Annotated in this window: 19 protein-coding genes and 1 pseudogene; 12 read left to right on the forward strand and 8 right to left on the reverse strand. The window is 68.9% G+C overall.

Translation table 11 applies throughout. The features are described from left to right. Positions 1 to 611 (reverse strand): site-specific integrase (locus ACFXB5_RS35340; protein WP_385215847.1); only part of this gene is annotated, 611 nt, incomplete at its 3' end. 131 nt (positions 612 to 742) lie between these two features. On the opposite strand from ACFXB5_RS35340, the gene ACFXB5_RS35345 reads away from it, so the two are divergent. Next, entirely contained in the window at positions 743 to 1,201 is a 459-nt protein-coding gene (locus tag ACFXB5_RS35345) for a transposase (protein WP_385215849.1), read from the forward strand. Here the strand turns inward: ACFXB5_RS35345 and ACFXB5_RS35350 are convergent. From ACFXB5_RS35350 to ACFXB5_RS35360, 3 genes and pseudogenes are all read right to left on the reverse strand, one after another. Beyond that, positions 1,158 to 1,724: a hypothetical protein gene (locus ACFXB5_RS35350; RefSeq protein WP_385215852.1), complete on the reverse strand. Its 567-nt coding sequence runs from the start codon at positions 1,722 to 1,724 to the stop codon at positions 1,158 to 1,160. The two genes, ACFXB5_RS35345 and ACFXB5_RS35350, sit on opposite strands and share 44 nt — an antisense overlap. Positions 1,725 to 2,084: 360 nt before the next feature. Continuing rightward, positions 2,085 to 2,435: pseudogene (locus ACFXB5_RS35355) on the reverse strand (alpha/beta hydrolase); the annotation flags it as partial. A gap of 196 nt (positions 2,436 to 2,631) precedes the next feature. Beyond that, positions 2,632 to 3,222: a TetR/AcrR family transcriptional regulator gene (locus tag ACFXB5_RS35360; protein ID WP_385215855.1), complete on the reverse strand. Its 591-nt coding sequence runs from the start codon at positions 3,220 to 3,222 to the stop codon at positions 2,632 to 2,634. 112 nt (positions 3,223 to 3,334) lie between these two features. On the opposite strand from ACFXB5_RS35360, the gene ACFXB5_RS35365 reads away from it, so the two are divergent. From ACFXB5_RS35365 to ACFXB5_RS35390, 6 genes are all read left to right on the forward strand, one after another. Next, the gene (locus tag ACFXB5_RS35365) at positions 3,335 to 4,114 is read left to right on the forward strand and encodes an SDR family NAD(P)-dependent oxidoreductase (protein ID WP_385215857.1); all 780 of its coding nucleotides are present in this window, start codon (positions 3,335 to 3,337) and stop codon (positions 4,112 to 4,114) included. Beyond that, a complete protein-coding gene (locus tag ACFXB5_RS35370) occupies positions 4,107 to 5,141 on the forward strand; it encodes an SMP-30/gluconolactonase/LRE family protein (RefSeq protein ID WP_385215860.1) in 1,035 nt (344 codons plus the stop codon). Before ACFXB5_RS35365 ends, ACFXB5_RS35370 begins: the two co-directional genes overlap by 8 nt. A 111-nt stretch (positions 5,142 to 5,252) precedes the next feature. Next, positions 5,253 to 6,095 carry a fumarylacetoacetate hydrolase family protein gene (locus tag ACFXB5_RS35375; RefSeq protein ID WP_385215862.1) on the forward strand — a complete coding sequence of 281 codons (843 nt, stop codon included), beginning with the start codon at positions 5,253 to 5,255 and terminating at the stop codon, positions 6,093 to 6,095. Between the two features lie 175 nt (positions 6,096 to 6,270). Beyond that, complete coding sequence (locus tag ACFXB5_RS35380; protein ID WP_385215864.1) at positions 6,271 to 7,248, forward strand: zinc-binding dehydrogenase; 978 nt, start codon at positions 6,271 to 6,273, stop codon at positions 7,246 to 7,248. Positions 7,249 to 7,521: 273 nt separating this feature from the next. After that, positions 7,522 to 8,511: an alpha/beta hydrolase gene (locus ACFXB5_RS35385; RefSeq protein WP_385215867.1), complete on the forward strand. Its 990-nt coding sequence runs from the start codon at positions 7,522 to 7,524 to the stop codon at positions 8,509 to 8,511. 69 nt (positions 8,512 to 8,580) lie between these two features. After that, entirely contained in the window at positions 8,581 to 10,305 is a 1,725-nt protein-coding gene (locus tag ACFXB5_RS35390) for an AMP-binding protein (RefSeq protein WP_385215870.1), read from the forward strand. A gap of 366 nt (positions 10,306 to 10,671) precedes the next feature. Here ACFXB5_RS35390 and ACFXB5_RS35395 read toward each other — a convergent pair whose 3' ends face one another. Beyond that, on the reverse strand, positions 10,672 to 11,451 hold the full coding sequence (locus ACFXB5_RS35395; RefSeq protein ID WP_182468370.1) for an NAD(P)H-dependent oxidoreductase: 780 nt from the start codon (positions 11,449 to 11,451) through the stop codon (positions 10,672 to 10,674). Between the two features lie 137 nt (positions 11,452 to 11,588). Between ACFXB5_RS35395 and ACFXB5_RS35400 the strand changes: the two genes are divergently transcribed. Further along, positions 11,589 to 12,437 (forward strand): helix-turn-helix transcriptional regulator, encoded by an 849-nt coding sequence (locus ACFXB5_RS35400; RefSeq protein ID WP_385215873.1) that lies wholly within the window; start codon positions 11,589 to 11,591, stop codon positions 12,435 to 12,437. A 207-nt stretch (positions 12,438 to 12,644) separates the two neighbouring features. Here the strand turns inward: ACFXB5_RS35400 and ACFXB5_RS35405 are convergent, their stop codons facing one another. Continuing rightward, the gene (locus ACFXB5_RS35405) at positions 12,645 to 13,247 is read right to left on the reverse strand and encodes a TetR/AcrR family transcriptional regulator (protein ID WP_182468372.1); all 603 of its coding nucleotides are present in this window, start codon (positions 13,245 to 13,247) and stop codon (positions 12,645 to 12,647) included. Positions 13,248 to 13,337: 90 nt separating this feature from the next. Here ACFXB5_RS35405 and ACFXB5_RS35410 point away from each other — a divergent pair, with 90 nt between their 5' ends. Together ACFXB5_RS35410 and ACFXB5_RS35415 are read left to right on the forward strand one after the other, a co-directional pair. Continuing rightward, positions 13,338 to 14,477, forward strand: a complete 1,140-nt coding sequence (locus ACFXB5_RS35410) for an acyl-CoA dehydrogenase family protein (RefSeq protein WP_182468373.1) — start codon at positions 13,338 to 13,340, stop codon at positions 14,475 to 14,477. A 60-nt stretch (positions 14,478 to 14,537) separates the two neighbouring features. Beyond that, entirely contained in the window at positions 14,538 to 15,299 is a 762-nt protein-coding gene (locus ACFXB5_RS35415) for an SDR family NAD(P)-dependent oxidoreductase (protein ID WP_385215877.1), read from the forward strand. Positions 15,300 to 15,853: 554 nt separating this feature from the next. On the opposite strand, the gene ACFXB5_RS35420 is transcribed toward ACFXB5_RS35415, so the two are convergent. Beyond that, positions 15,854 to 16,918, reverse strand: coding sequence for a phosphotransferase family protein (locus ACFXB5_RS35420; RefSeq protein ID WP_385215880.1), 1,065 nt, complete (start codon positions 16,916 to 16,918; stop codon positions 15,854 to 15,856). 20 nt (positions 16,919 to 16,938) lie between these two features. Further along, positions 16,939 to 17,226: a putative quinol monooxygenase gene (locus ACFXB5_RS35425; RefSeq protein ID WP_385215882.1), complete on the reverse strand. Its 288-nt coding sequence runs from the start codon at positions 17,224 to 17,226 to the stop codon at positions 16,939 to 16,941. A 123-nt stretch (positions 17,227 to 17,349) separates the two neighbouring features. On the opposite strand from ACFXB5_RS35425, the gene ACFXB5_RS35430 reads away from it, so the two are divergent. Continuing rightward, a complete protein-coding gene (locus ACFXB5_RS35430) occupies positions 17,350 to 17,922 on the forward strand; it encodes a TetR/AcrR family transcriptional regulator (protein WP_385215885.1) in 573 nt (190 codons plus the stop codon). 88 nt (positions 17,923 to 18,010) lie between these two features. Further along, entirely contained in the window at positions 18,011 to 21,274 is a 3,264-nt protein-coding gene (locus ACFXB5_RS35435; RefSeq protein ID WP_385215887.1) for a BTAD domain-containing putative transcriptional regulator, read from the forward strand. Positions 21,275 to 21,297 lie beyond the last annotated feature (23 nt).

A 21,297-nucleotide genomic window follows, 5' to 3' on the forward strand; every position in this document is an offset into this window, starting at 1 on the left:
CGGTCAAGGGCCGCGGTCACGAACAAGAACCGCAGCAGTGCCCGCAGACTCGACGTCACCCCCTTCATTGACCCGGTGGCGTACCGCTTCGAGGTATCCAGGACGAAAGCGGCCACCGACTCCGGGCTTAGCCGGTCCAGCCGAAGCCGGCCCTCGACAAGCTGCGCGGTCAGGAACCTGCGGGCGACGTCGACACGTCCGCGAACCGTACGTTCGCCGAGCCGGCGCTCACGCAGCAGATAGCTGCGGTACTCCTCCAGCACACCCTCGACCGGGCCCCCGACCACGCCATGCTCCTGCGGCGGGATGGTGCCTGAGTCCCGCAGAAAGCCAAGCATCGGTTGTAACGACCGATTCGTCAGCCACCGTCGGTGCCCGGCGTCCCGCCGTGCCTGGACGAACTCCTCCACCCGCTCCGCGGTCAACTGCCCCGGAGCCAGTTCCTTGCGTTCCAACCAGCGGCTCAGGTCCGCCAGTACGTAGGCGTGATCCTGAGAGGACCGCGGCGTGAACCCGCGCCGCACCAACTCCAACCGGAACGGATGAACCGACAGGGCCAGCGGCCCCGCCACCCGCACCGGATACCGACCATCTGTCGCTGCTTTGACCATGAGCGTGTCTCCTTCGAGAACCTCTACGAAGGAGACCGCGAAGGACCGCCGTTATGACATCCCTGTTCCGAATCCGCCAACGTCAGCCAGCCATAGCCACCCGACCCGCCATAACCGACGCCCCCAGATAATTGCCGTTATCCCGGTGCCGGGATAATGGCAAGCAGATCAACGGGCGCAAGCGGCACGTCGTAGTCGACACCCTCGGCCTGCTGCTGGGCGTGATGGTCACGAGTGCGGATGTCGGAGACCGCGCTGCCGCCCAGGTCCTGCTGCACCAAGTCGCCGACGCGCACTGCCGGTTGGCCCTGGTCTGGGCTGACGGCGGTTATACCGGCAGCCTCGTCGAGTACTGCCTGGTCACGTTCGCCCTGGTCCTGGCGATCGTCAAGCGCAGCGACGACATGCGCGGCTTCGTGGTGCTGCCCAAGCGGTGGATTGTCGAGCGTCTCTTTGCCCACCTGATGCGCACCCGTCGCCTGGCGCGCGACTTCGAGCGCCGCACCGCCAGTGCCGAGGCGATGATCTACTGGTCGATGATCCTTCTCATGACCCGTCGGCTGGCCCGCTCACGCTCTGCCCGAGCGTGAACCGGCCGGGCGCAGGCTCGGCCAGCCAGCCTCGCGCAACCAGGCGTTTCGCCTTCGACCTCAGCGCCTCCACCCGCGCCGGAACCACGTCCATGCCGAACAAAGCAGCCATCTCCTGGCAGGTCAGCGGCCCCTGCCCGAGCCGGGCCCGGTCCGCGAGCGCGGTGAGGATGCGCTGGTAGTCCACCGACAACGCCGACCACGCAAGCCCTTCACGCCACACCGGCACTTGCGACTTCGCCTTCGCCGCTTCAAGCGTTGACGATGCCTCCTCGGCCTGCCCGTCGGCGGTCGGTGCTGTCCGGTCGGCCTGGTCGTGGCCATGCTCGACCTTGTCTGCCGGGCCGAGCACCTCGCCCACCCGCGAGCGAGCGATGGCCCATTCCTTCCAGGCCCATTCCTTCCAGGCCCGTTCAGCCACGACCAGTTCAGCCTGGATGCGGTCGGCCTCCTCCCGCAGCTCGTCCACGCGACGGCGAGCGACGAGTTCGCGCTGTTCCAGCAACCCCACGACCGACGGCATCCATGACCTCCACAGCAGCGGCGACACGACAGACAATCACTCCCACAGGATCATCGCTCCTACGCTCGACCAGCGAAAAGACCGTTCTCAAGCCCGGAAAGACAACAACTTCTAACCGGCAGCAGGCAACACGGTTCGGTACGCCTCGGTTGTGTGCTGTTGTCATCGGCGTCCCGTACCGTCGGCCCCGCTGAGATGCTCGCCGCGTCAGCTACTCCGGGGCGTTCGCGTACAGTGCCCGCAGGTGATCACCTCGTTCTCGAATGAGCTATCGATCCAGTTCCGAGCGTCGGCTGCCAGCCGTCGGTCTTCCAGGCGCGCGACCAGGGCATAGACCTGGAGGGATGCGGTAAGCCCTTCCTGGCGGGCCACGAGCGCCTGGAAGGCGGCGATCAGCGGGGCCAACTCTTCACCAGCTTCCACGCGAGCCTGGTTCTCAGTCGCGATCCGGTCGTACTCCTCAACCTTCGGCCGGTCGCCATGGGCGGGAACGTCGACCGCCACGACCGCGAAACCGCAGTCGGTCACGAAGCGGCGTGCACGAGCCAGGACGTCAGGGACCTTCTTGTGCTGACCGCCACCGTGTCCCATCAAGACGAGCGGACGAGTGGCGACGACACCTTCCGGCGTCCACAACACGCCAGGAATCTCCCCGAGAGTGAAGAGCTGTTCGCGGACGCCGTCGGACGACGTCTCAGAGATGAAGCGCATAGCGATTCATGCCTTTCGGGATGCCTCTGCGGGCACTCCCTAGGCCATGCGAGGGAGGGAGGCCCGACCTGTCAAAGCGTTGATCGGTCTCACCTCCTCAGCTCGCAGCAGTGCACGGCGGCAGGAACGTGTCACGAAGGACTCCACCCTGGCCCGGGCAAGGATGCCGACAGGGCGAACGTTGTCTGATGCGGCACTAGCGAGGTCGCTGGACCCCGTCCATGACCGCCTGTGCCAGCTTGGCAGGCAAGTCCGGCTCAAGCTGTTCGTTCAACACCAGGACCCGCCAGTGAATCGGAGCGACGAGTAGCTCGATGATGAGTCGAGGATCCGTGTCCTGGGGTGCTTCTCCGCGATCGATGGCCTGTTTCACAACCTTGGCCGCTGAGGCGATGCGGTCGCGCCAAACCTCGGTTTGCATCTCTGTGACCGCCGGGTCCTTGGCGGGCCATGACAGCAGTTGCGCGACGGCCAGCCCCAAAGGCGTGGACATGTAGCGGCACAATTCAGCTGCCAGGATGGTCAGGTCCTCGCGCAGCGAGCCGGAGTCGGGAACCGAGAGATCGGTTTCACTCAGGTCGAGAATGGCCTCGATCAGGAGCCGCTCGCGGCTTCCCCACCGCCGGTAGATGGACGTCTCGTGCACGCCTGCCCGCGACGCCACCTCGGCGACGGTGACCTGATCGATCCCTCCTTCGCGGAGGAGCCCGAGCGTGGACTCGATCACCGATCGGCGAACTCGCGCGGAGCGGCCATTCACTCGGCGTCGAACGTTTGCTTCCGTCACGGCTTGAGGATACCCGGCTGCCTCGGGCTCTTGCGGCTCACCGGGGGTCTCCGTACTCTCTAACGCAAGTCGACCTGCGTTAAAGTGGGGTTCTCGAAGAGGAGAAAGACGCGTGGACCTAGGACTCTCCGATCGCGTGGCGCTGGTCACCGGAGCATCGAGCGGCATCGGTCAGGCTTGCGCGCTGGCGCTCGCCGATGAGGGCTGTCGCGTCGTCGGCACGGACATCACCGAGGACGGTATTCAGCGTCTGGAGGCCCGGAATCCTGATCGCTTCAGCTCTGTCATCGCCGACCTCGCCGACCCGGATGGCCCCGCCGGCGCGGTGGCCCACACCGTGGCGCGTTTCGGCGGGATCGACGTCCTCGTCTGCGCCGGAGGGATCTTCGGCAACGCTCGCGGCGGCGTCTTCGCTGCTGAGGAGGGGGTGGGTGCGAGCGAGATCACGCCGGCTGACTGGGACCGCACCCTGAACGTGAATCTGCGCGGATCGTTTCTCGCCGCCCAGGCGGCGATTCGCTCCATGGCGAAGAAGGGCTGGGGCCGCGTGATACTGATCGGCTCGGTATCCGGGCAGATGGGCGGCTTCGGGGCAGGAGCCGACTACGCGGCGTCCAAGGCCGCCCTGGGCGGTATGGCGCGGTCGATGGCCCTCACTGCCGGTCCGTCGGGGATCACGGTCAACTGTGTCAATCCGGGCATGATCGAGACCCCGATGCTGCTGGGCAATCACGACACGCGGAACACCGGCAATGTGGCTCGGCAGGCGGCGATGCGACGCCTCGGCCAACGAGAGGAACTCGCCGCAATGGTCACCATGCTGGCCTCGGAACAGGCGGCCTACATCACCGGGGCGCACCTGGACATCAATGGAGGGTACTACTTTGGCTGACCTGACGAACCCGCTGGACGGCTTCTCGATCACCCGGGACGACTTCGACTACGTAGGCACGGATCTGCAGCGGCCCGAGTGCATCCTCGCGGAGCCGGACGGCACGCTGTGGTCCGCGGATGCACGGGGAGGAGTGATGCGGATCGCGGCTGACGGCACGCAGCGGCTGATCACGCAATCCGCCGCGCTCGCCGGCCTCACGTCAGACAACGTCGGCTCACGGCTGGTCGACGGCACCCTGCCCAATGGCCTCGCGTTCGACCGAGAGGGTGATTTCCTCGTCTCCAACTTCGGCACGGATCGGCTGGAGCACATGATGCGCGATGGTCGCACCACGCCGATCTTCGAGACGCTCGATGGCGGTCCGATCGGCAAGGTGAACTTCGTCTGCCGGGACAGCCAGGACCGCGTGTGGGTCACCGTATCGACGAAGGCGCATGACTGGCGGCGCCAGATGACGCCGGAGGTCGAAGACGGGCAGCTCCTGCTCTATGCGGATGGAAAGCTCCGTGTCGTCGCGGATGGCCTGCGGTTCGCCAACGAGTGCAAGCTCGACGCCGCGGAGGAGTACATCTACGTCGCCCAGACCTGTGGGCGGAACATCCTGAGGTTCCGCATCCAAGAGGACGGAAGCCTCGCCGGTCGCGAGGTCTATGGGCCTCAGGATCACGGTCGATTCATCGATGGGATCGCGTTCGACAGTTTCGGCAACCTCTGGGGGACCTACATCTTCACCGATGGGATCTTCGCGATCACACCCGAACGCGACGTGCGCATCCTCTTCGAGGACTCGACTCAGGAGGAGATCGAGCGGTTCGATCGCCGCTTCCGCGCGGGCACGGTCGACATGGATCTCATGCTCTCGATGGGCGGTCCAGTGGCGACCTGGTGCGCATCGGTCACCTTTGGCGGCCCCGGCCTGCGGGATGTCTACGTCGGCAGCCTGCGGCAGACGCGCCTGCCGCACTTCCAGTCGCCGGTCGCGGGGCTGCCGCTGGTGCACTGGTCCGAGATGGCAGGCAGGTAGTCGACCATGCGCTGGGCAACCTTTCAGAACTCAGGTTCCGCGTCACCCCTGGTGGGCCTCGTCCGGGGCGGGGCGATCTATGCGCTCCCGCCCACGGAGACACTCATCGACGTGATCGCCGGCGGCGACGACGGCCAGGCTGCTGCGGCCGAACGGGCCATACGGGAGCCGTTCCACGTCGCCGAGCTCGACGACGTCCGTCTGCTGGCGCCGATCCCCCGACCGCCCTCGGTGCGGGACTTCATGGCGTTCGAGAACCACTACGTGACCTCGATGGCAGCGCTCGGCGTCCGGACGCACCCGCTGTACTACCAGCAACCGGTTTTCTACTTCAGCAACCCCGCCGCGATACAGGGACCGAACGACGACGTCCGTATAGCGCCCGGCAGCTCGGACTTCGACTACGAGCTCGAGGTCGCCGCGGTGATCGGCCGGCCCGGGAGCAACATCAGCCCCGACAAGGCCGAGAACCACATCGCCGGCTACACCATCCTGTCGGACTGGAGCGCCCGGGACGTCCAAGAGGCTGAGATGAGCTTTCAGATCGGACCCGCGAAGGGGAAGGACACGGCGACCAGCCTCGGCCCCTATCTGGTGTCGAAGGACGAACTGGCGCCCTTCGCGGTCGCCAGGGGCTTCGACCTGCCGATGAGCGCGAGCGTGAACGGGAAGCAGTACAGCAGCGGCAACTGGTCGTCGATCTACTGGTCGTTCGCCGATCTCATCGCCTATGCGTCGCGCGGCACGACCCTTGTGGCGGGCGATGTCATCGGTGCTGGAACGGTCGGGACAGGATGCATCATCGAACTGGCACGGGTGCACGGGTCCGAGCGCTATCCGTACCTGGTCGAAGACGATGTCGTCGAGTTGACGGTCGCCCAGCTCGGGTCCATCCGGGCGAAGGTGACCGCCGCGGAAGAGCTGATCCCGCTGAGCCGCACGACCCGGCAATGAGCCGCTCTTGCCTCCGGCCCGGCGAACAGGGCCCCTTCGCGACCTGGACCGACGGCGCAAGCGCCATGAGGTGCGCGGAATCGATGGGCGAGCCGGGCGCGACCCGCCCGCCAGGACGCAACCCGTCCGAGCAGAGTCGGAAGGCGATTGCCGCCTTCCTCGACAGGGAGCGTTGATGGACGCCATCGTGATCGAGCAGTTCGGCGACGCCGAAGTTCTTCGTCCCGGGCGGGTCCCGGACCCGCCGAGCCGGCCCGGCTGGACCACCGTGCGACTTCATACCGCCGCGCTGAACTGGCACGACGTGCTCGTCCGGCGCGGCCTGTACGCCTCGCCCCTCCCGCACGTACCCGGCGCGGACGGCGCAGGCACAACGCCAGACGGCGAGCCGGTCGTCATCCTGCCCGCGCTGTTCTGGGGTGCCCGAGAGGCCGCCCCCGCACCGGAGTGGGAGCTCCTCGGAGACGCCCGTCACGGCACCTACGCCCAGTTCGTCTCGGTACCGGATGAGTGCCTTGCCCCCCGGCCCGCTGGATTCTCATGGGCGGAGGCGGCGGCCCTGTCACTGGTCGGCGCCACCGCCTTCCGGGCGCTCGTGACGCGAGCGGAGCTGACGGCGGGCGAATCCGTGCTGATTCTCGGCGCAGGCGGAGGTCTCGCCCCTGGTGCCACGGCGATCGCGAAGGCCATCGGCGCTCTCCCCTTCGTCACGTCATCCAGCGATGAGAAGATCGCGGTCGCGCGGACTCACGGCGCCGTCGCCGGGGTGCGCTACACGGACGAGGGCTGGATCGACCAAGCTCGGGCGATGAGCCCTGGGGGCGATGGCTACGACGTCGTCCTCGACAGCGTCGGCACATGGGGGGAGTCCCTGCGTGCGCTTCGTCCCGGCGGACGTCTGGTGGTGCTCGGCGCCTCGCAGGCCGAGCAGGCGACGCTCACCGCGCGCCCCTTCTACTTCGGCCAGTACTCGCTGCTCGGAACGACCATTGGGAGTCCTGCGGACTTCCGGGGTCTCTTCCGCCTGGTCGCGGAAGGTCGCCTCGGCGCGCCGACTGTCGACTCGGCCTTCGCCCTCTCGGATGCCGCCGCCGCCCACCGGCACCTGGAGAGCGGTCGCGCCTACGGCAAGATCGTCCTTCTGGCCGACTGAGAGGCGATCGGAAGCCATGGCTGTCGGCCACCGTGACCGATCGGAGCAGTGCCGTTCGCCACGCCGTTGTCCAGCTCCGGGTCGCCCCGCCAATTGTCGGCGCGGGGGTTCGGGTGTTCCTGATCGGCGCGCGCACTTGCGCGCGATGAACGCCACCGTCCCATCTTAACGCAAGTCAACTCGCGTTAATCAGTCAGTTCTCAACGAGGAGAGCACATGCCTTACACATGGTCGGTGTCGCCGGAGGTTATCTTCCCCGCGCGATACACGCAGATGGTGAATTTCGGACTGCCGGCTCGGGACGTCGACGAGGTGCGTTCGGCCGTCACGGACATGTGGCTGGACGGGCCCGGCGGCTGGGTCCATGAATGGTCGAAGCTCGGCGCGCGGTACGCGGATGACGGCAACCCGACCCTCGCGGCCCTGGCCTACGGCTATGCCAAGTTCCCCGTGCTCGCAGACGATGCCAGGCGGACCGCGTTGCGGCACCAGATCGAGCAGTACCTCCTCGCGGCGCCCTCCTTCCCGGTGGACTTCGAACGCCGCGTGCTCGACATCCCGTACCAGGGGTCAACCACTCGCGTGGCGGTGCACATCTTCTCGACGCCGGGACTTCCGCTCGATGCTCCCGTGATTCTCGCCAGTGGGGGCGCGGACGGTCACAAGATCGACGTCCACCACATGTTCATGAGCTTCGCCCAGGGAACCAAGGCCCGCGTCGTCGCATTCGACATCCCGGGCACCGGCGAATCCGAGATCGCCATGATTCCCGAGAGCCGGGAGGTCATCGATGGCCTGGTCAGCTTCTGCCGGTCTCTCGGCAACGGACGCGTCGTGCATTTCGGGCTGTCGATGGGCGGCTACTTCTCGGCCTATTCCGGGCTGTCCGGGTTGGTGGACGCGGCGGTCAATTGCGGGGGTCCCGTCGAGGCGGCGTTCGCACCGGGCAGGACCTGGGCTGAGGGGGCGGTCGGAATCATCGGGAACCTCTTCGGGTTCGACCAGGAGCCCACCCCGGAGGAGATGCAACGACAGGTCGGACCCCACTCGCTGCGGCCACTGCTCGACAGGGATGACAACTGCAAGATGCTCGTCATCAACGGAACCGCCGATGCGCTGGTGCCGGTCGAGGACAGTCTCGTCTTCTCGGGGCGCCGCGACACGCTGGTGGTGATGGCGGAAGCCGAAACGCACTGTGTGGTCACCAAGTGGGACGACACGATCGCCCTGATCACCGGCTGGCTCGCTCAAGAGGTCGCCTGACGGTCTGCTACCGACTGCGGAGACGACGTTGCGAGTCACAGCCGAATCGAGTTCAAGGAAGGAACTCCTATGACCACTGCCGCCACTCAGGTGTTCCGCGACGCCCGAGATCAGGTCCTTTCACTGAGGGGGGACTACGAGCGTGCCCTCGAGGACTTCCGTTGGCCTGAGTTCGAAGGCTCCTTCAACTGGGCCGTCGACTGGTTCGACGCGATCGCCGAGGGCAACCATCGATCCGCCCTCGTGATCGTCGAGGAAGACGGCTCGTCTTCAAGCCTGAGCTTCGAGGAAATCTTCCGTCGATCGAATCAGGTGGCGGCCTGGCTCATGCGGCAAGGCGTGCAGAAGGGGGACTCGGTCGTCCTCATGCTGGGGAACCAGGTCGAGTTGTGGGACTGCATGCTCGGCCTCATGAAGCTGGGCGCCGTCGTGATGCCCACGGCGGCGGCCGTCCCCGGCGCGGAGCTCGCCGATCGCATCGCCCGCGCGGATGTGAAGTTCGTGATCTGCGACCCCTCGGACACGGCGAAGTTCGACGACGCTCCCGGCGACTACATCAAGATCAGTGTGCGCGAGGTCCAGGGCTGGCGTCCGCTGGCCGATGCGTACCGATTGCCCGACGATGTGCGGGTACCGCATCCGGAGACGGACCCGGCCGATCGGCTGCTGCTGTACTTCACCTCGGGCACCACCTCGCGGCCGAAACTCGTTGAGCACACGCAGGTCTCGTATCCGGTGGGGCACCTTTCGACGCTGTACTACTTCGGTCTGCGCCCTGGCGATGTGCATCTGAACATCTCGTCGCCGGGATGGGCGAAGCATGCTTGGTCGAGCTTCTTCACGCCGTGGATCGCAGAGGCGACCGTCTTCGTCTACAACTACGCCCGATTCGATGCCAAGGCGCTGCTCGAGCAGATCCGGATGCACGGCGTGACGACTTTCTGCGCGCCTCCGACTGTCTGGCGGATGCTCATCAACGCGGACCTCTCGGGAGGCCGCGGCTCGCTCAGGGAAGTGCTCGGGGCCGGAGAGCCCCTCAACCCCGAAGTGATCGATCAGGTGCGCAAGCACTGGGGCCTGGAGATCCGGGACGGCTATGGCCAGACCGAGACGACGGCGCAGATCGGAAACCCGCCGGGCATTCCGATCAAGATCGGCTCCATGGGCCGGCCTCTCCCGGGCGTGCCAGTGGTGCTTGTCGACCCCGCCACCGGGACTCGGGTGGCGGGTACCGGGGAAGGCGAGATCTGCCTCGACCTGGCTCAGCACCCGGTGAACTTCATGCGCGGATACCTGGACGACGAAGCGCGCAATGCCGAGGCCACGCACGGCGGGCTCTATCACACCGGCGATGTCGCGACCGTCGACGAACGCGGCTACATCACGTTCGTCGGCCGCACGGACGACGTCTTCAAAGCATCGGACTACAAGATCAGCCCGTTCGAGGTCGAATCAGTCCTCGTCGAGCACCCCGCGGTCCTGGAGGCGGCGGTCGTGCCGGCTCCGGATTCTGTTCGCCTCGCAGTCCCGAAGGCGTACATCGCGCTCGCCCCGGGCCATGAAGCGAGCGACGATACGGCGCTCTCCATCCTGCGCTACGCCAGGGAACACCTCGCCCCGTACCAGCGGGTCCGCCGGATCGAGTTCATCGAGCTGCCAAAGACGATCTCGGGGAAGATCCGGCGAGTCGAGCTCCGGATGCGCGAGCTCGAGATCGCTGAGAGCCCGAGGTCATCGAAGCAGGAGTGGTGGGACACGGACTTCCCGAATCTCAGGCGGACTCCACCTTCTTGATCGGGTTGATCAAGGCCATGTGTAGGGTCTGGAGGTCATCGGCGACTACGCCGGCCTCGCCCGCCGCTGATTGCTGGCGCCTTCTGCCCTGGCCGGGCTCGCCAGAGGGTTCGCGAAGGTCACCGTCATCGACTCGCTCCTCGACGGCGACGCACTCTGGCCGGCGATCATCGTGGCCCTCAGCGCGGTTATCGGTCTCGTCTACTGCGTACGCTTTGCCGCCGTCCTCTTCCGCGCCGGCGGGCACCGCGCGCCCGGGGAATCCGCCCGTACACCCTGGCTGGTGGCCCTCGCCCTCACCGTTGCCGCGACCCTCGGGCTGATCCTCGGGTTCATGCCCCAGCCCGTCCCGCCCACCGTCGGCGGTCAGCCGCGCACGTGCAGCCCGAAACCCGTGCGGCCCGTGGGCTCCAGCCCCTCCTTCAGATGCAGCGAGGGCATCTCGTAATCGCCGAAGTTCTGCGGCCGGAACGGGATCGGCTCGGTCGACTCCAGGGTGAGCAAGCGCTGCTCCCATGCCTTGGCGATGTCCGGATAGTCCTCGCTGGTCATCCGGGCGGTACCGAACACCAAAAACGGCGGCAGCACCTGGATGCCCGGATACCAGAGGATGCCGTGCTGGATCGGGAACAGCAGATCATCGATGGGGCCCTGGATCCCGCGAGGGGCGTAATGCGGTTCCGGGGCGCCGATGGTCACCGACAGCAAAGCCTTCCTGCCCACGAGGGTGCCTTCTCCGAAGCGATCGCCGAACCTGGCGTCGCTGTGTTCGCCGACGCCGTACGCAAAGTTGAAGGTGAACACCCTTTCCACCCAGCCTTTGAGAATGGCGGGCATCGTGTACCACCACATCGGGAACTGCATGATGATCGTGTCGGCCCACAGCACTTTCTCCTGCTCGGCGAGGATGTCCGGGGCGAGCGTCCCGGCCTCGAAGGCCCGGCCGGAGTCGTGGGCGACGTTCAGCGGATGTGATGCGCTGGGGCCGAAGTCCGCGGCGTCCACGACCGCCTTCCAGTTCATCGCGTACAGATCGCTGACCCGTACCTCATGTCCGGCGGTCTCCAGTGTGGATACCGCGTGGTCCTTCAGCGAGCTGTTGAGCGACCTCGGCTCCGGGTGGGCGTAGACGATCAGCGTCTTCATCGAAACTCCTTCGGATCGGCTGTGTCCGATCATGGGCGCTGTGGCGCCCGGCATCCAGGGACACTTCTTCCATCGGACGGGACTTCCTGGTAATGGCAGGACCACCCTCCCGGACAGCAACGCGCCATACTGGGAGCATGGACGATCTCGCGGGCTTCCTGCGGACCCGGCGCTCCCGGGTCGACCCGGCTGGCATCGGCATCACCACCGACAGCCGCCGCCGGGTCGAGGGGCTGCGCCGTGAAGAGGTCGCTCACCTGTCCGGAGTCAGCGTCGACTACTACGTACGCCTGGAGCAGGGCCGCGCGACCCAGCCATCCGAGCAGGTCCTCGACGCGCTCGCCCGCGTCCTCGGCCTCGACGAGACCGAACGCGGGCACCTTTACCGGCTCTCCCGGCAGCGCCGCCGCTGCCCCAAGGCGCCCAGCGGGCGAGTCCGGCCGGAGCTGCTGCGCGTCCTCGCCCTGGTCGCCGACGCACCCGCGATGATCATGAACCACCGCCTGGACGGGCTCGCCGAGAACCGCCTCGCCGGGCTCCTCTACGGCCGGTCGACGCCGGGTCTGAACATCGCCCGGCACATCTTCCTCGAGGAGACCGAACGCGGCCTTTACGTGGACTGGGAGAAATGCACCCTCGATGTGGTCGGGCACCTGCGCCTGGCTGCCGGCAAATATCCCGAGGACCCCCGCCTGGCCTCGCTCATCGGCGAGTTGGCGATGGGCAGCGAACGCTTCCGCCGCCTCTGGGCCCGCGCGGACGTGCGCGCCCGCACACACGGACGCAAGACGTACCGGCACCCGCTGGTCGGACTGCTGGAACTGCACCAGGAGAACTTCGCGCTAACGGACGAATCAGGCATGGAGCTGCTTGTGCTCTCCGCGGCCCCCGGCAGCCCCGCCGAGGACGGGCTGCGCCTGCTCGCGAGCCTGGACGCGGAAGGCGATGACGCGCACCCCACAGTGAACGCTCAGGTCCGCGAATAACGTCAATCGCTCACCCGCCGCCGAGATCGCCTCAACACACTGACGACTTCCCTGAAGCGACGTATCGTCGAGGGCTTGGTCCAGCATGAGGTTGGGTGTGCAGCGGCTCGGGGAACGGGCCCGACGCCCGGCCCTGCACCGGCAATACCGGGCGAGCCGAAGCCCGCACACTCTTCCTCCGCTCGGCAACCCTCCAGGTCAGTGCAACTAGCGGGCCAAACCGCGCATCAGGAGCTCTGAGAGCTGAGCGTAGGCATCGGCATCGCCGAGGCCGGTGGCTGCGGCTACCTGGCGCTGTTGGATCCGCACCATCACCGCGGTGATGACGTCGGCGGCGAACGCCACGTGCACATCGCGGAACACACCCGCTGTGACGCCCTCGTCGATCAGCTGTTCCACACGGCGGGCGGCCGCGCGTGTGTTGCGCTCATAGATCTCCGCGGCAGGCTCGAAAACGGCCACATCTTCGAAGAACTGAGGAGACAGCGGGCCGAGCTCGGCCGCCACGGAGTGGAGATACGCCGCCAGCCGGGCCGCGGGATCGCTCTCGGCGGCCACGGCGGCCTCGACGCGCTCGGTGGCTCCCCGGAAGAAGTGCACTACCGCGGCGCGGACCAGCTGCTCCTTACTGTCGGCCAACCCGTACAGGGTGCGCTTGGAGCAGCGAAGACGTGCCGCCACCTCGTCCAGAGTGAAGCGGGCGAAACCTTCCTCGGTCAGCAGCGCCACGAGCTCCTCGAACAGCTCGGAGCGCCGGGCGGAACCCCGGCCTGTGAGCTTCGGGCCGGTTGGTGGGGTGGCCTTGATCATCCGGTGAGTATCCCAGAGGTGACACCACGACCGTTAAGCGCTACCTTGAGCGGTACTGACGTACCGCTTTAAGTACCGCTTGGAGCTGTGATGGCCGTCGACCGCATGCTTCCCACGCAGGAGGCCGAGGATCTGATCGACCTGACCCGCGAACTCGCCGAGAAGGAACTCGGCAAACGGGTCGAGGAGCACGAGGTGGACGAGCGCTACCCGGACGGGCTGTTCGCGCTGCTCGGCCGGGCTGGACTTCTGGGCCTGCCGTACCCGGAGGAGCACGGCGGCGGAGGCCAGCCGTACGAGGTATACCTCCAGGTTCTGGAAGAACTGGCGACCCAGTGGGCCGCCGTCGCAGTGGCCACCAGCGTGCACACTTTGGCCTGCTACCCCTTGCACGCCTTCGGCACCTCGGCACAGCAAGAACGCTGGCTGCCCCGCATGTTGGCCGGCGAATTCCTCGGCGGCTACAGCCTGTCCGAGCCCCAGGCCGGCTCAGACGCGGCAGCCCTGACCTGCAAGGCCGAACGCGTCGAAGACGGATACCGCATCAGCGGGACCAAGGCGTGGATCACCCACGGCGGCAAGGCCGACTTCTACGCCCTCTTCGCCCGAACGGCGCCGGGTACCCGCGGCATCTCCTGCTTCCTCGCACCAGGTGCGGCAGAGGGCCTCACCTTCGGCCGGCCCGAACGCAAGATGGGCCTGAATGCCATCCCGACCACCTCAGCGATGTGGGACGGTGCGGTCATTGATTCCGACCGACTGATCGGCGACGAGGGACAGGGCCTTGAGATCGCGTTCAGCGCCCTGGACAGCGGGCGACTGGGCATCGCCGCCTGCGCCACTGGGCTCGCCCAGGCAGCCCTGGACACGGCCGTCGCCTACGCCAACGAGCGCACCACCTTCGGCCGCAAGATCGTCGATCACCAAGGTCTGGGCTTCCTTCTCGCCGACATGGCCGCCGCGGTGGACTCCGCCCGCGCCACCTATGTGGACGCTGCGCGTCGGCACGACCTGGGACGCCCCTTCAGCCGCCAGGCCAGCGTCGCGAAACTGGTGGCCACAGACGCAGCGATGAAGGTCACCACCGACGCCGTCCAAGTACTGGGCGGCTACGGCTACACCCGCGACTTCCCTGTCGAGCGATACATGCGTGAGGCAAAGATCATGCAGATCTTCGAGGGCACGAATCAGATCCAGCGACTGGTCATCAGCCGCTGTCTCGCCCGCTGACACCCGAACGCCCCGTCAACACCTCATCCCGCAGCCTCACGGCCTTCGCAAGGGAGAACCATGGACCTTTCCGGAACCGCGGCGCTCGTCACCGGCGCGGCCTCGGGTCTGGGCGCCGCGACCGCCGCCGCCTTGGCCGCGCGCGGTGCCGCCGTCTACGGCTTGGATCTCGAGAAGGCTGTGACCGCGGCCGGCCCGCAGCCGGACGGCATCACCCTGCTGGCCGCCGATGTCACCGAGGAGGAACCGGTCCGACGGGCGCTGGCACGCATCGAGACCGACGGCGCGGAACTGCGACTCGCTGTCAATTGCGCCGGAATCGCTCCGTCGGCTCGCATACTGGGCCGCGGCGGCCCGCACAACCTTGACCTCTTCCACACCGTGCTCAAGGTCAACCTCCTGGGGACCTTCAACGTTCTGCGCCTGGCAGCCGAGACGATCGCTCGGTACGAGCCGGACAGAAACGGCCAGCGCGGGGTCATTGTCAACACCGCGTCAATCGCCGCGTTCGAAGGACAGGTCGGCCAGATCGCCTACTCCGCTTCTAAAGCCGGCGTCGCAGGCATGACCGTCACCGCGGCCCGCGACTTGGCCCGGCACGGCATCCGCGTGGTCACCATCGCCCCCGGCATCGTGGACACCCCCATGATGGCTGGCTTTGACGACGAGGTACGAGCCAGCCTCGCGGGGAGCGTGCCCTTCCCCCAACGCCTCGCTCAGCCCAGCGAGTACGCGCTTCTGGTCGCCGTGATCGCCGAGCACGACTACCTCAACGGCGAGACCGTCCGTATGGACGGCGCCCTTCGGATGGGTGTCCGGTGAATATCACCTTTCCGTAGGACCTCGGCAGAAAGAGCAGAAAGAACTTACTGTCGGCGCTGGGCTCTGTCCCCGGCGGATTGCAGCTGACGGAGGAACCAGTTCTCGGTCCGGGTTTCCTGCTGCCTTTCGGTTACCGGCATCCGGTTGGATAGGCCGCTGACGAGATGCCTGTGACCAGGCCCTGCGGGCGCGCCTGACGCACAGGACACGCTCCCCGCAGAGCTGACCGACGTGTTCGGGAATCTCGTGCAGCCCCACCTTGGGCCACGCGAAGGCGAGACCGCCCGGCAGGCCACCCGCGGCTGCTGCTCCCTCTGCCCCTTCCTCCGGACCGCCGCGCCTTGGTGTGCGCCGACGCTCGTCGGATCACGCGCCGCGTCTCCTCCTCGTCCACGCGATCACCTCTCGGGGCCCGCCCCTGGGGACCGCTGTCGTCTGAAGACAGCCCGTCTCCCGAGGCTGCCCCTGCATACCTCGGGCCTCGGTCGTACGCCCGCGCAAACGCCGTACGGCCGTCCTCCCACTCACCGGACCGACCGGATCGACGAAGGCGTCTAGGGCCGCCGCGAGGGTAGTGGCTCAAGCGCGGGCCAGCGGGTGAGCATCGCGCCGCGCATGGCCATCGCCAGTCGGCCCAGATGTTCGAGCTCGCTGCCGCTCGTGGTCATCTCGCCGACGATCCCGAGACGGTGGACGAGCCGCTGGCGGGCCGTCGCCGTGCCCCACCGCCAGTCCCCGTGGGGGAGCTTGGACAGGTGGTCGGCGGTTCCCCGGTGAGCCCGCTCGACGAGCGCGTCGCCTCGGAGCAGCCAGCCCGCGCACGCGTCGGTGAGATCGTCCTGGACATCGGCGCCTGTCGCCTGGCGCCAGGCCGTGCGGTACGCGGCCTCCGCCGCGGCCAGCAGCGGCTGGGCCGGGGCTGTGGCGCACCAGCAGGTCGGGAAGCCGATGCGAAGGTAGGCGAGTTCCATGAGCCCATTGCCGAGCGCGGCCTGTTCGAAGTCGATGAACCTGACCCCGCTGCCGGTGTGGATGTCGTTGCCGGGGCAGGGATCGCCGTGCAGCAGGGCGTGCCCGGGTGCGTGGGCCAGGCGGTTCACGAGGTCGTCCAGTTCGGTCCGCACCGTGGCGTCCAGTTCGGTCCGCACCGCGGTCGGCACCGCGGTCGGCACCGTGCGGCCGAGCGTCTGGGCGAACCCGAGGAAGGAGTCGATGTCCTCTCTTGTGGGGCCGGACCAGGCGGGGAGAAGGCCGATGTCGTCGGGACCGGTGGCCGCGTGGAGTCGGGCCAGCGCCTCGGCGTAGCCGATCACCCAGTCGTCGGCCGGCGGTTGATCGCCCAAGTCCTCCAGGACCAGCACCCGTTCGTCGGGGTCGGTGCCGAGGAGCCGTGGCGCGACGGGCGGGTCGACCCGGGACGCGAGCCGTAACGCGGTCACCTCGCGGGCGTATCTCCCGGCGGCCTCCGGGCCCTCGATGAGCTGTTTGACCACTACCGGTGTGCCGGACAGCTCGGCCCGCCACACCCGCGATCGCGGGCTGCTGTCCAGCCCGCGAGCCCGGCGGGGCGAACCCAGTTCGGCCCGCAGCTTCTCCCCGAAAGGCGGTGGTGAGGACATGGCCCGATCCTCCCATGTGCTTACCGCGATACGAGGAAGTGGACCTCGCGGGGCCTGACCTCCAGGTCGCTCAGGCCGTCGGGCGTCGCGCCCATCTCGCGGGCGAGGCCGGCCGTCGCCCGGAAGGCGTCCTCGGACTCGAACGCGCCGGTGGTGACGACGGCGACGCCGTCCGGGGTGACCCAGACCCCGACGGACACGAAGCCCGGCTGCTGTCGCATCGCCTCGGCGACCTTGTGGCACTCGGCGACGAACTCTTCGCGGTGCTCGGGGGCCGGGTAGTGGAAGGCAACGAAACCGAATGACATGACGGTGTCCCTTCTCGAGTTATACCGTTCATACGGTTCGGGTTATACGGTGCCGTACAACACGAGGCCAGGTCTGTTGTACGGCTCCGTACAACAGGTCTGACAGGGTGAGGTGGGCCACAGATGGGCGCATTGCGCACACCGCGCGAGAAGTGGGTGGAGGAGGGACTGCGGGCGCTGGCCGCGGGCGGCGTGGACGCGGTGCGGGTCGAGGCGCTCGCCAAGACGCTGGGGGTGACCAAGGGCGGCTTCTACGGGTACTTCGCCGACCGCGAGGCACTGCTGGCCGAGATGCTGGACACCTGGGAGCGCGAGAGTGTCGACGACGTGATCGACCAGGTCGAGCGGCAGGGCGGCGACGCGCGGGACAAGGTCCGCCTGGCCGGGCGGCTTACCTTCTCCAGCGACCGGCTGCTGCCCATCGATCTGGCCGTCCGCGACTGGGCCCGCCGCGATGGCGCCGTCGCCGAGCGCCTGCGCCGCGTGGACAACCAGCGCATTCAGCTGGCGCGTGACGCGATCGGTACCTTCTGCGACGACCCTGACGAGGTCGAGGCGCGCGCCCTGCTCGCCTTCTGCATGGCCATCGGCAGCCACTTCCTCGCCGCCGACCACCCCGGCACCACCCGCGCCCCGGTCATCGCCCGCGCCGCCGACATCATCCTCGACCTCCCGCATGGCAACCCCGGGGGATGACCGCCCCCAGGAAGTGCGTCGCTGATCCTCGCTCTTCGGCCATCGGCGGCCCAAGATGCCTGCCGAACACCCGTGGCAAAATCAGCGGGTGCAGATCGGGATGCTGGGGCCACTCGAGGTTCGCACGGACGACGGCGGCTCGGCCGACGTGCCGGGGGCGCGGTTGCGCGGACTGCTGGTCGCCCTTGCCCTCAGGCCGGGGCAGGTGGTCCCGAAGGCGTCGCTCGTCGACTGGATCTGGGGGGAGCAGCCGCCCGCCGACGCGGCGAACGCCCTGCAGCGGTTGGTCTCCCGGCTGCGGAAGGCGCTGCCGCGCGGGGTGATCGAGGGGCAGACGGACGGCTATCGATTGCTGGTGGAGCCCGATGCCGTGGATGCCGTGCGCTTCGAACGGCTCGTCGTCGCGGGTCAGGCCCGTTCCGAGGACGGTGCCCGGCGGGCGCGGCTGTTGCGCGAGGGCCTCGGGCTGTGGCGCGGTGCGGCCATGCAGGACGTCGGTCTGCGGGACAGCGCCGCGTTCGAGGCCGCGGTCGTACGGCTCGAGGGGTTGCGGCTGACCGCCACGGAGGAGCGGGCCGAGGCGGAGGTCACCCTCGGGCGGGGTGCGGAGCTGGTGGCGGAGCTGACCGACCTGGTGGCCGCGCACCCGGTGCGGGAACGGCTCGTCGGGGCGCTGATGCGGGCCCTCGTCGCGGCCGGTCGGGACAGCGAGGCGCTGCGGGCGTACCAGCGCGCGCGGGAGGCGCTGGCCGACGCGCTGGGCGCCGACCCCTCGCCGGAGCTGTCCGCGCTGCATGTCGCGCTGTTGCGGGGCGAGCTGGGGCGTGGCGAGCCGGGGCGAGGGGAAGCGAACCGTAAGAACAATCTGCGCGCCGAGCTGACCAGCTTCGTCGGCAGGGCCGCCGATGTCGCCGCGGTTCGCGGGCTCATCGCCGAACACCGGCTCACCACCGTGATCGGGCCGGGCGGAGCGGGAAAGACCAGGCTGGCCACGGAGACCGCGCGCACGCTGCTCGGTGAACTGCCGGACGGGGCCTGGCTGGTGGAGCTCGCCGCCATCGGCGCGGACGGCCATGTGGCGCAGCCGGCGCTCGCCGGGCTGGGCCTGCGGGACGCCCTGCTCGGCGCGGCGCCGAACGCGGAGCTGACCGACCGGCTCATCGCCGCGGTCCGGGAGCGGGAGGCGCTGCTGATCCTGGACAACTGCGAGCACGTGATCGAGTCCGCGGCGGTGTTCGCCCACCGGGTGCTCGGGGAGTGCCGGCGGCTGCGGATCCTGGCGACGAGCCGGGAACCGCTCGGCATCACCGGGGAGGCGCTGTGGCCGGTCGAGCCACTGGCCCTGCCGGAGGGGGACGCGGGGCCGACCGAGATCGGGTCCTCGCCCGCCGTCCAGCTGCTACGGGACCGGGCCGGGGCGGTGCGCCGGGGCCTCGCGGCGGACGCCCACACGCTGGCGACGATGGTGCGGGTCTGCCGGGCACTGGACGGGATGCCGCTGGCGATCGAACTGGCCGCGGCCCGGTTGCGCACCATGTCCATCGACCAGCTCGCCCACCGGCTCGACGACCGGTTCCGCCTGCTGACCAGCGGCAGCCGTATCGCGCTGCCGCGGCACAAGACGCTGCGCGCGGTGGTCGACTGGAGCTGGGAGCTGCTCACCGACGCCGAACGGATGGTGCTGCGGAGACTCTCGGTGTTCTCGGGCGGGGCGAGCCTGGAGGCCGCCGAACGGGTCTGCGCGGGCGGCGGAGTCGAGCAGGAGCAGGTGCTGGAGCTGCTCACCGCGCTGACCGAGAAGTCGCTGCTGGTCGCCGAGGGCGGCGGCGCCCCGCGCTACCGCATGATCGGCACGATCAAGGAGTACGCCGGGCACCGGCTCGCGGAGGCGGGGGAGTCGGACCTGGCGCGCCATGCCCATCTCGCCCACTTCACCGAGCTCACCGAGACCGCCGAGCCGTGGCTGCGCCGCGCCGAGCAGGTGGAGTGGCTGGCCGCGCTCGAGGCCGAGCACGACAACATCGGTGCGGCGATGCGCGGCGCGCTCGCGGCGGGCGAGGCGTGGGCGGCGATGCGGCTCGCGGCGGGCGCGGGCTGGTACTGGTGGCTCGGCGGGCGCAGGACCGAGGGCCTGGAGCTGATCACCGCGGCCACCAGGACGCCCGGGGAGGTGCCCGACGACGTACGGGCCACGGTGTACGCGCTGATCGTGCACTTCGTGACCTCCGGGCGGGGCGACGAGCGCCAGGCCGCGGAGTGGATCCACGAGGCGCACCGGCTCAGCGGGCGCGGCCACCGCCACCCGGGGGTGAAGTTCATCGCGGTGCTGGAACGCATGCTGCACGCGCCCGAAGCGGCCCTGACCGCGTTCGCACCGCTGATGGACGACGAGGACCCCTGGGTGCGCGCGCTGGCCCGGTGGCACATGGGCAAGATGCGGATCGTGTTCGGGCGGGACGGGCGAGATGGCCGTAACGGGCGGGAGGGGCAGGACCACGAGGGGCAGGACGGGCGGGACGGCCGTATCGGGCAGGAGGGCCAGGACCGGGAGGGGCAGGGTGGCCGGGACGCGCGGGACGGCCCGACCGCGGAGGTCTACCTGGAGGAGGCGCTCACCGAGTTCCGGGCGCTCGGCGAGCGGTACGGGATCTCGCTCGCCCTGACCGAGCTGGCCAACCTGCTCGCCGTACGCGGCGACTTCGCCGGTGCGTGCGAGCGCTACGAGCAGGCGATCGCGGTCGTCAGCGAGGTCGGTGCCCCCGAGGACGTCATCCGGATGCGGTCGCGGCAGGCGCAGCTGTACTGGCTGCTGGGCGACAAGGACGCCGGCGCGGCCGCCATCGCCGAGGCGCAGCGGTGCGCGGAGCGGGTCACCTGGCCGGAGGCGCTGGCCGAGCTGGCCTTCTCGAGGGCGGAACTCGCCCGGTGGGACGGCGACGCCGAGGAGGCGCACCGGCAACTCGGCCTCGCGACGGCCATGCTGGGCGACGAGGCGGAGCGGGCGGACATCCGCGCGGCGACGCATGACCTGCTCGGCTACCTCGCCGACGACCTCGGCGAGGTCCGGGCGCACCGCGCGGCGGCCTGCGAGGCGGCGTCCGAGGTGGGACACGCGCTGCTGATCTCGCATGTGCTCGTCGGGGTCGCGGACCTGGCGCTGCGCCGCGACGAGCACGAGCAGGCCGCGCGGCTGCTCGGGGCGAGCGCGGGCGTGCGCGGGCTGCGGGACCGCGCCCACCCGGACCTGGCCCGGATCGAGCGGGCCGCGCGGTGCCGGGGGGGGGCCGCCGCAGTGGGCCGGGGGGCAGCGGGGGGGGGGCGCCCCCGCGCGGGCCCGCCCTGGGCGGGGTAGCGCGCGCGACCGGAGGGTGTCTC

Source organism: Streptomyces sp. NPDC059455, from assembly GCF_042750115.1.
Classification (GTDB): domain Bacteria; phylum Actinomycetota; class Actinomycetes; order Streptomycetales; family Streptomycetaceae; genus Streptomyces; species Streptomyces endocoffeicus.

Excerpts from the sequence above, each read along its gene's own strand:
- ACFXB5_RS35430 (WP_385215885.1), top strand. The coding sequence starts at position 17,350 with ATGGGCGCATTGCGCACACCGCGCGAGAAGTGGGTGGAGGAGGGACTG.
- ACFXB5_RS35410 (WP_182468373.1), top strand. The coding sequence starts at position 13,338 with ATGGCCGTCGACCGCATGCTTCCCACGCAGGAGGCCGAGGATCTGATC.
- ACFXB5_RS35380 (WP_385215864.1), top strand. The coding sequence starts at position 6,271 with ATGGACGCCATCGTGATCGAGCAGTTCGGCGACGCCGAAGTTCTTCGT.
- ACFXB5_RS35400 (WP_385215873.1), top strand. The coding sequence starts at position 11,589 with ATGGACGATCTCGCGGGCTTCCTGCGGACCCGGCGCTCCCGGGTCGAC.
- ACFXB5_RS35395 (WP_182468370.1), bottom strand. The coding sequence starts at position 11,451 with ATGAAGACGCTGATCGTCTACGCCCACCCGGAGCCGAGGTCGCTCAAC.
- ACFXB5_RS35415 (WP_385215877.1), top strand. The coding sequence starts at position 14,538 with ATGGACCTTTCCGGAACCGCGGCGCTCGTCACCGGCGCGGCCTCGGGT.
- ACFXB5_RS35385 (WP_385215867.1), top strand. The coding sequence starts at position 7,522 with ATGGTGAATTTCGGACTGCCGGCTCGGGACGTCGACGAGGTGCGTTCG.
- ACFXB5_RS35425 (WP_385215882.1), bottom strand. The coding sequence starts at position 17,226 with ATGTCATTCGGTTTCGTTGCCTTCCACTACCCGGCCCCCGAGCACCGC.
- ACFXB5_RS35390 (WP_385215870.1), top strand. The coding sequence starts at position 8,581 with ATGACCACTGCCGCCACTCAGGTGTTCCGCGACGCCCGAGATCAGGTC.
- ACFXB5_RS35405 (WP_182468372.1), bottom strand. The coding sequence starts at position 13,247 with ATGATCAAGGCCACCCCACCAACCGGCCCGAAGCTCACAGGCCGGGGT.
- ACFXB5_RS35350 (WP_385215852.1), bottom strand. The coding sequence starts at position 1,724 with ATGCCGTCGGTCGTGGGGTTGCTGGAACAGCGCGAACTCGTCGCTCGC.
- ACFXB5_RS35420 (WP_385215880.1), bottom strand. The coding sequence starts at position 16,918 with ATGTCCTCACCACCGCCTTTCGGGGAGAAGCTGCGGGCCGAACTGGGT.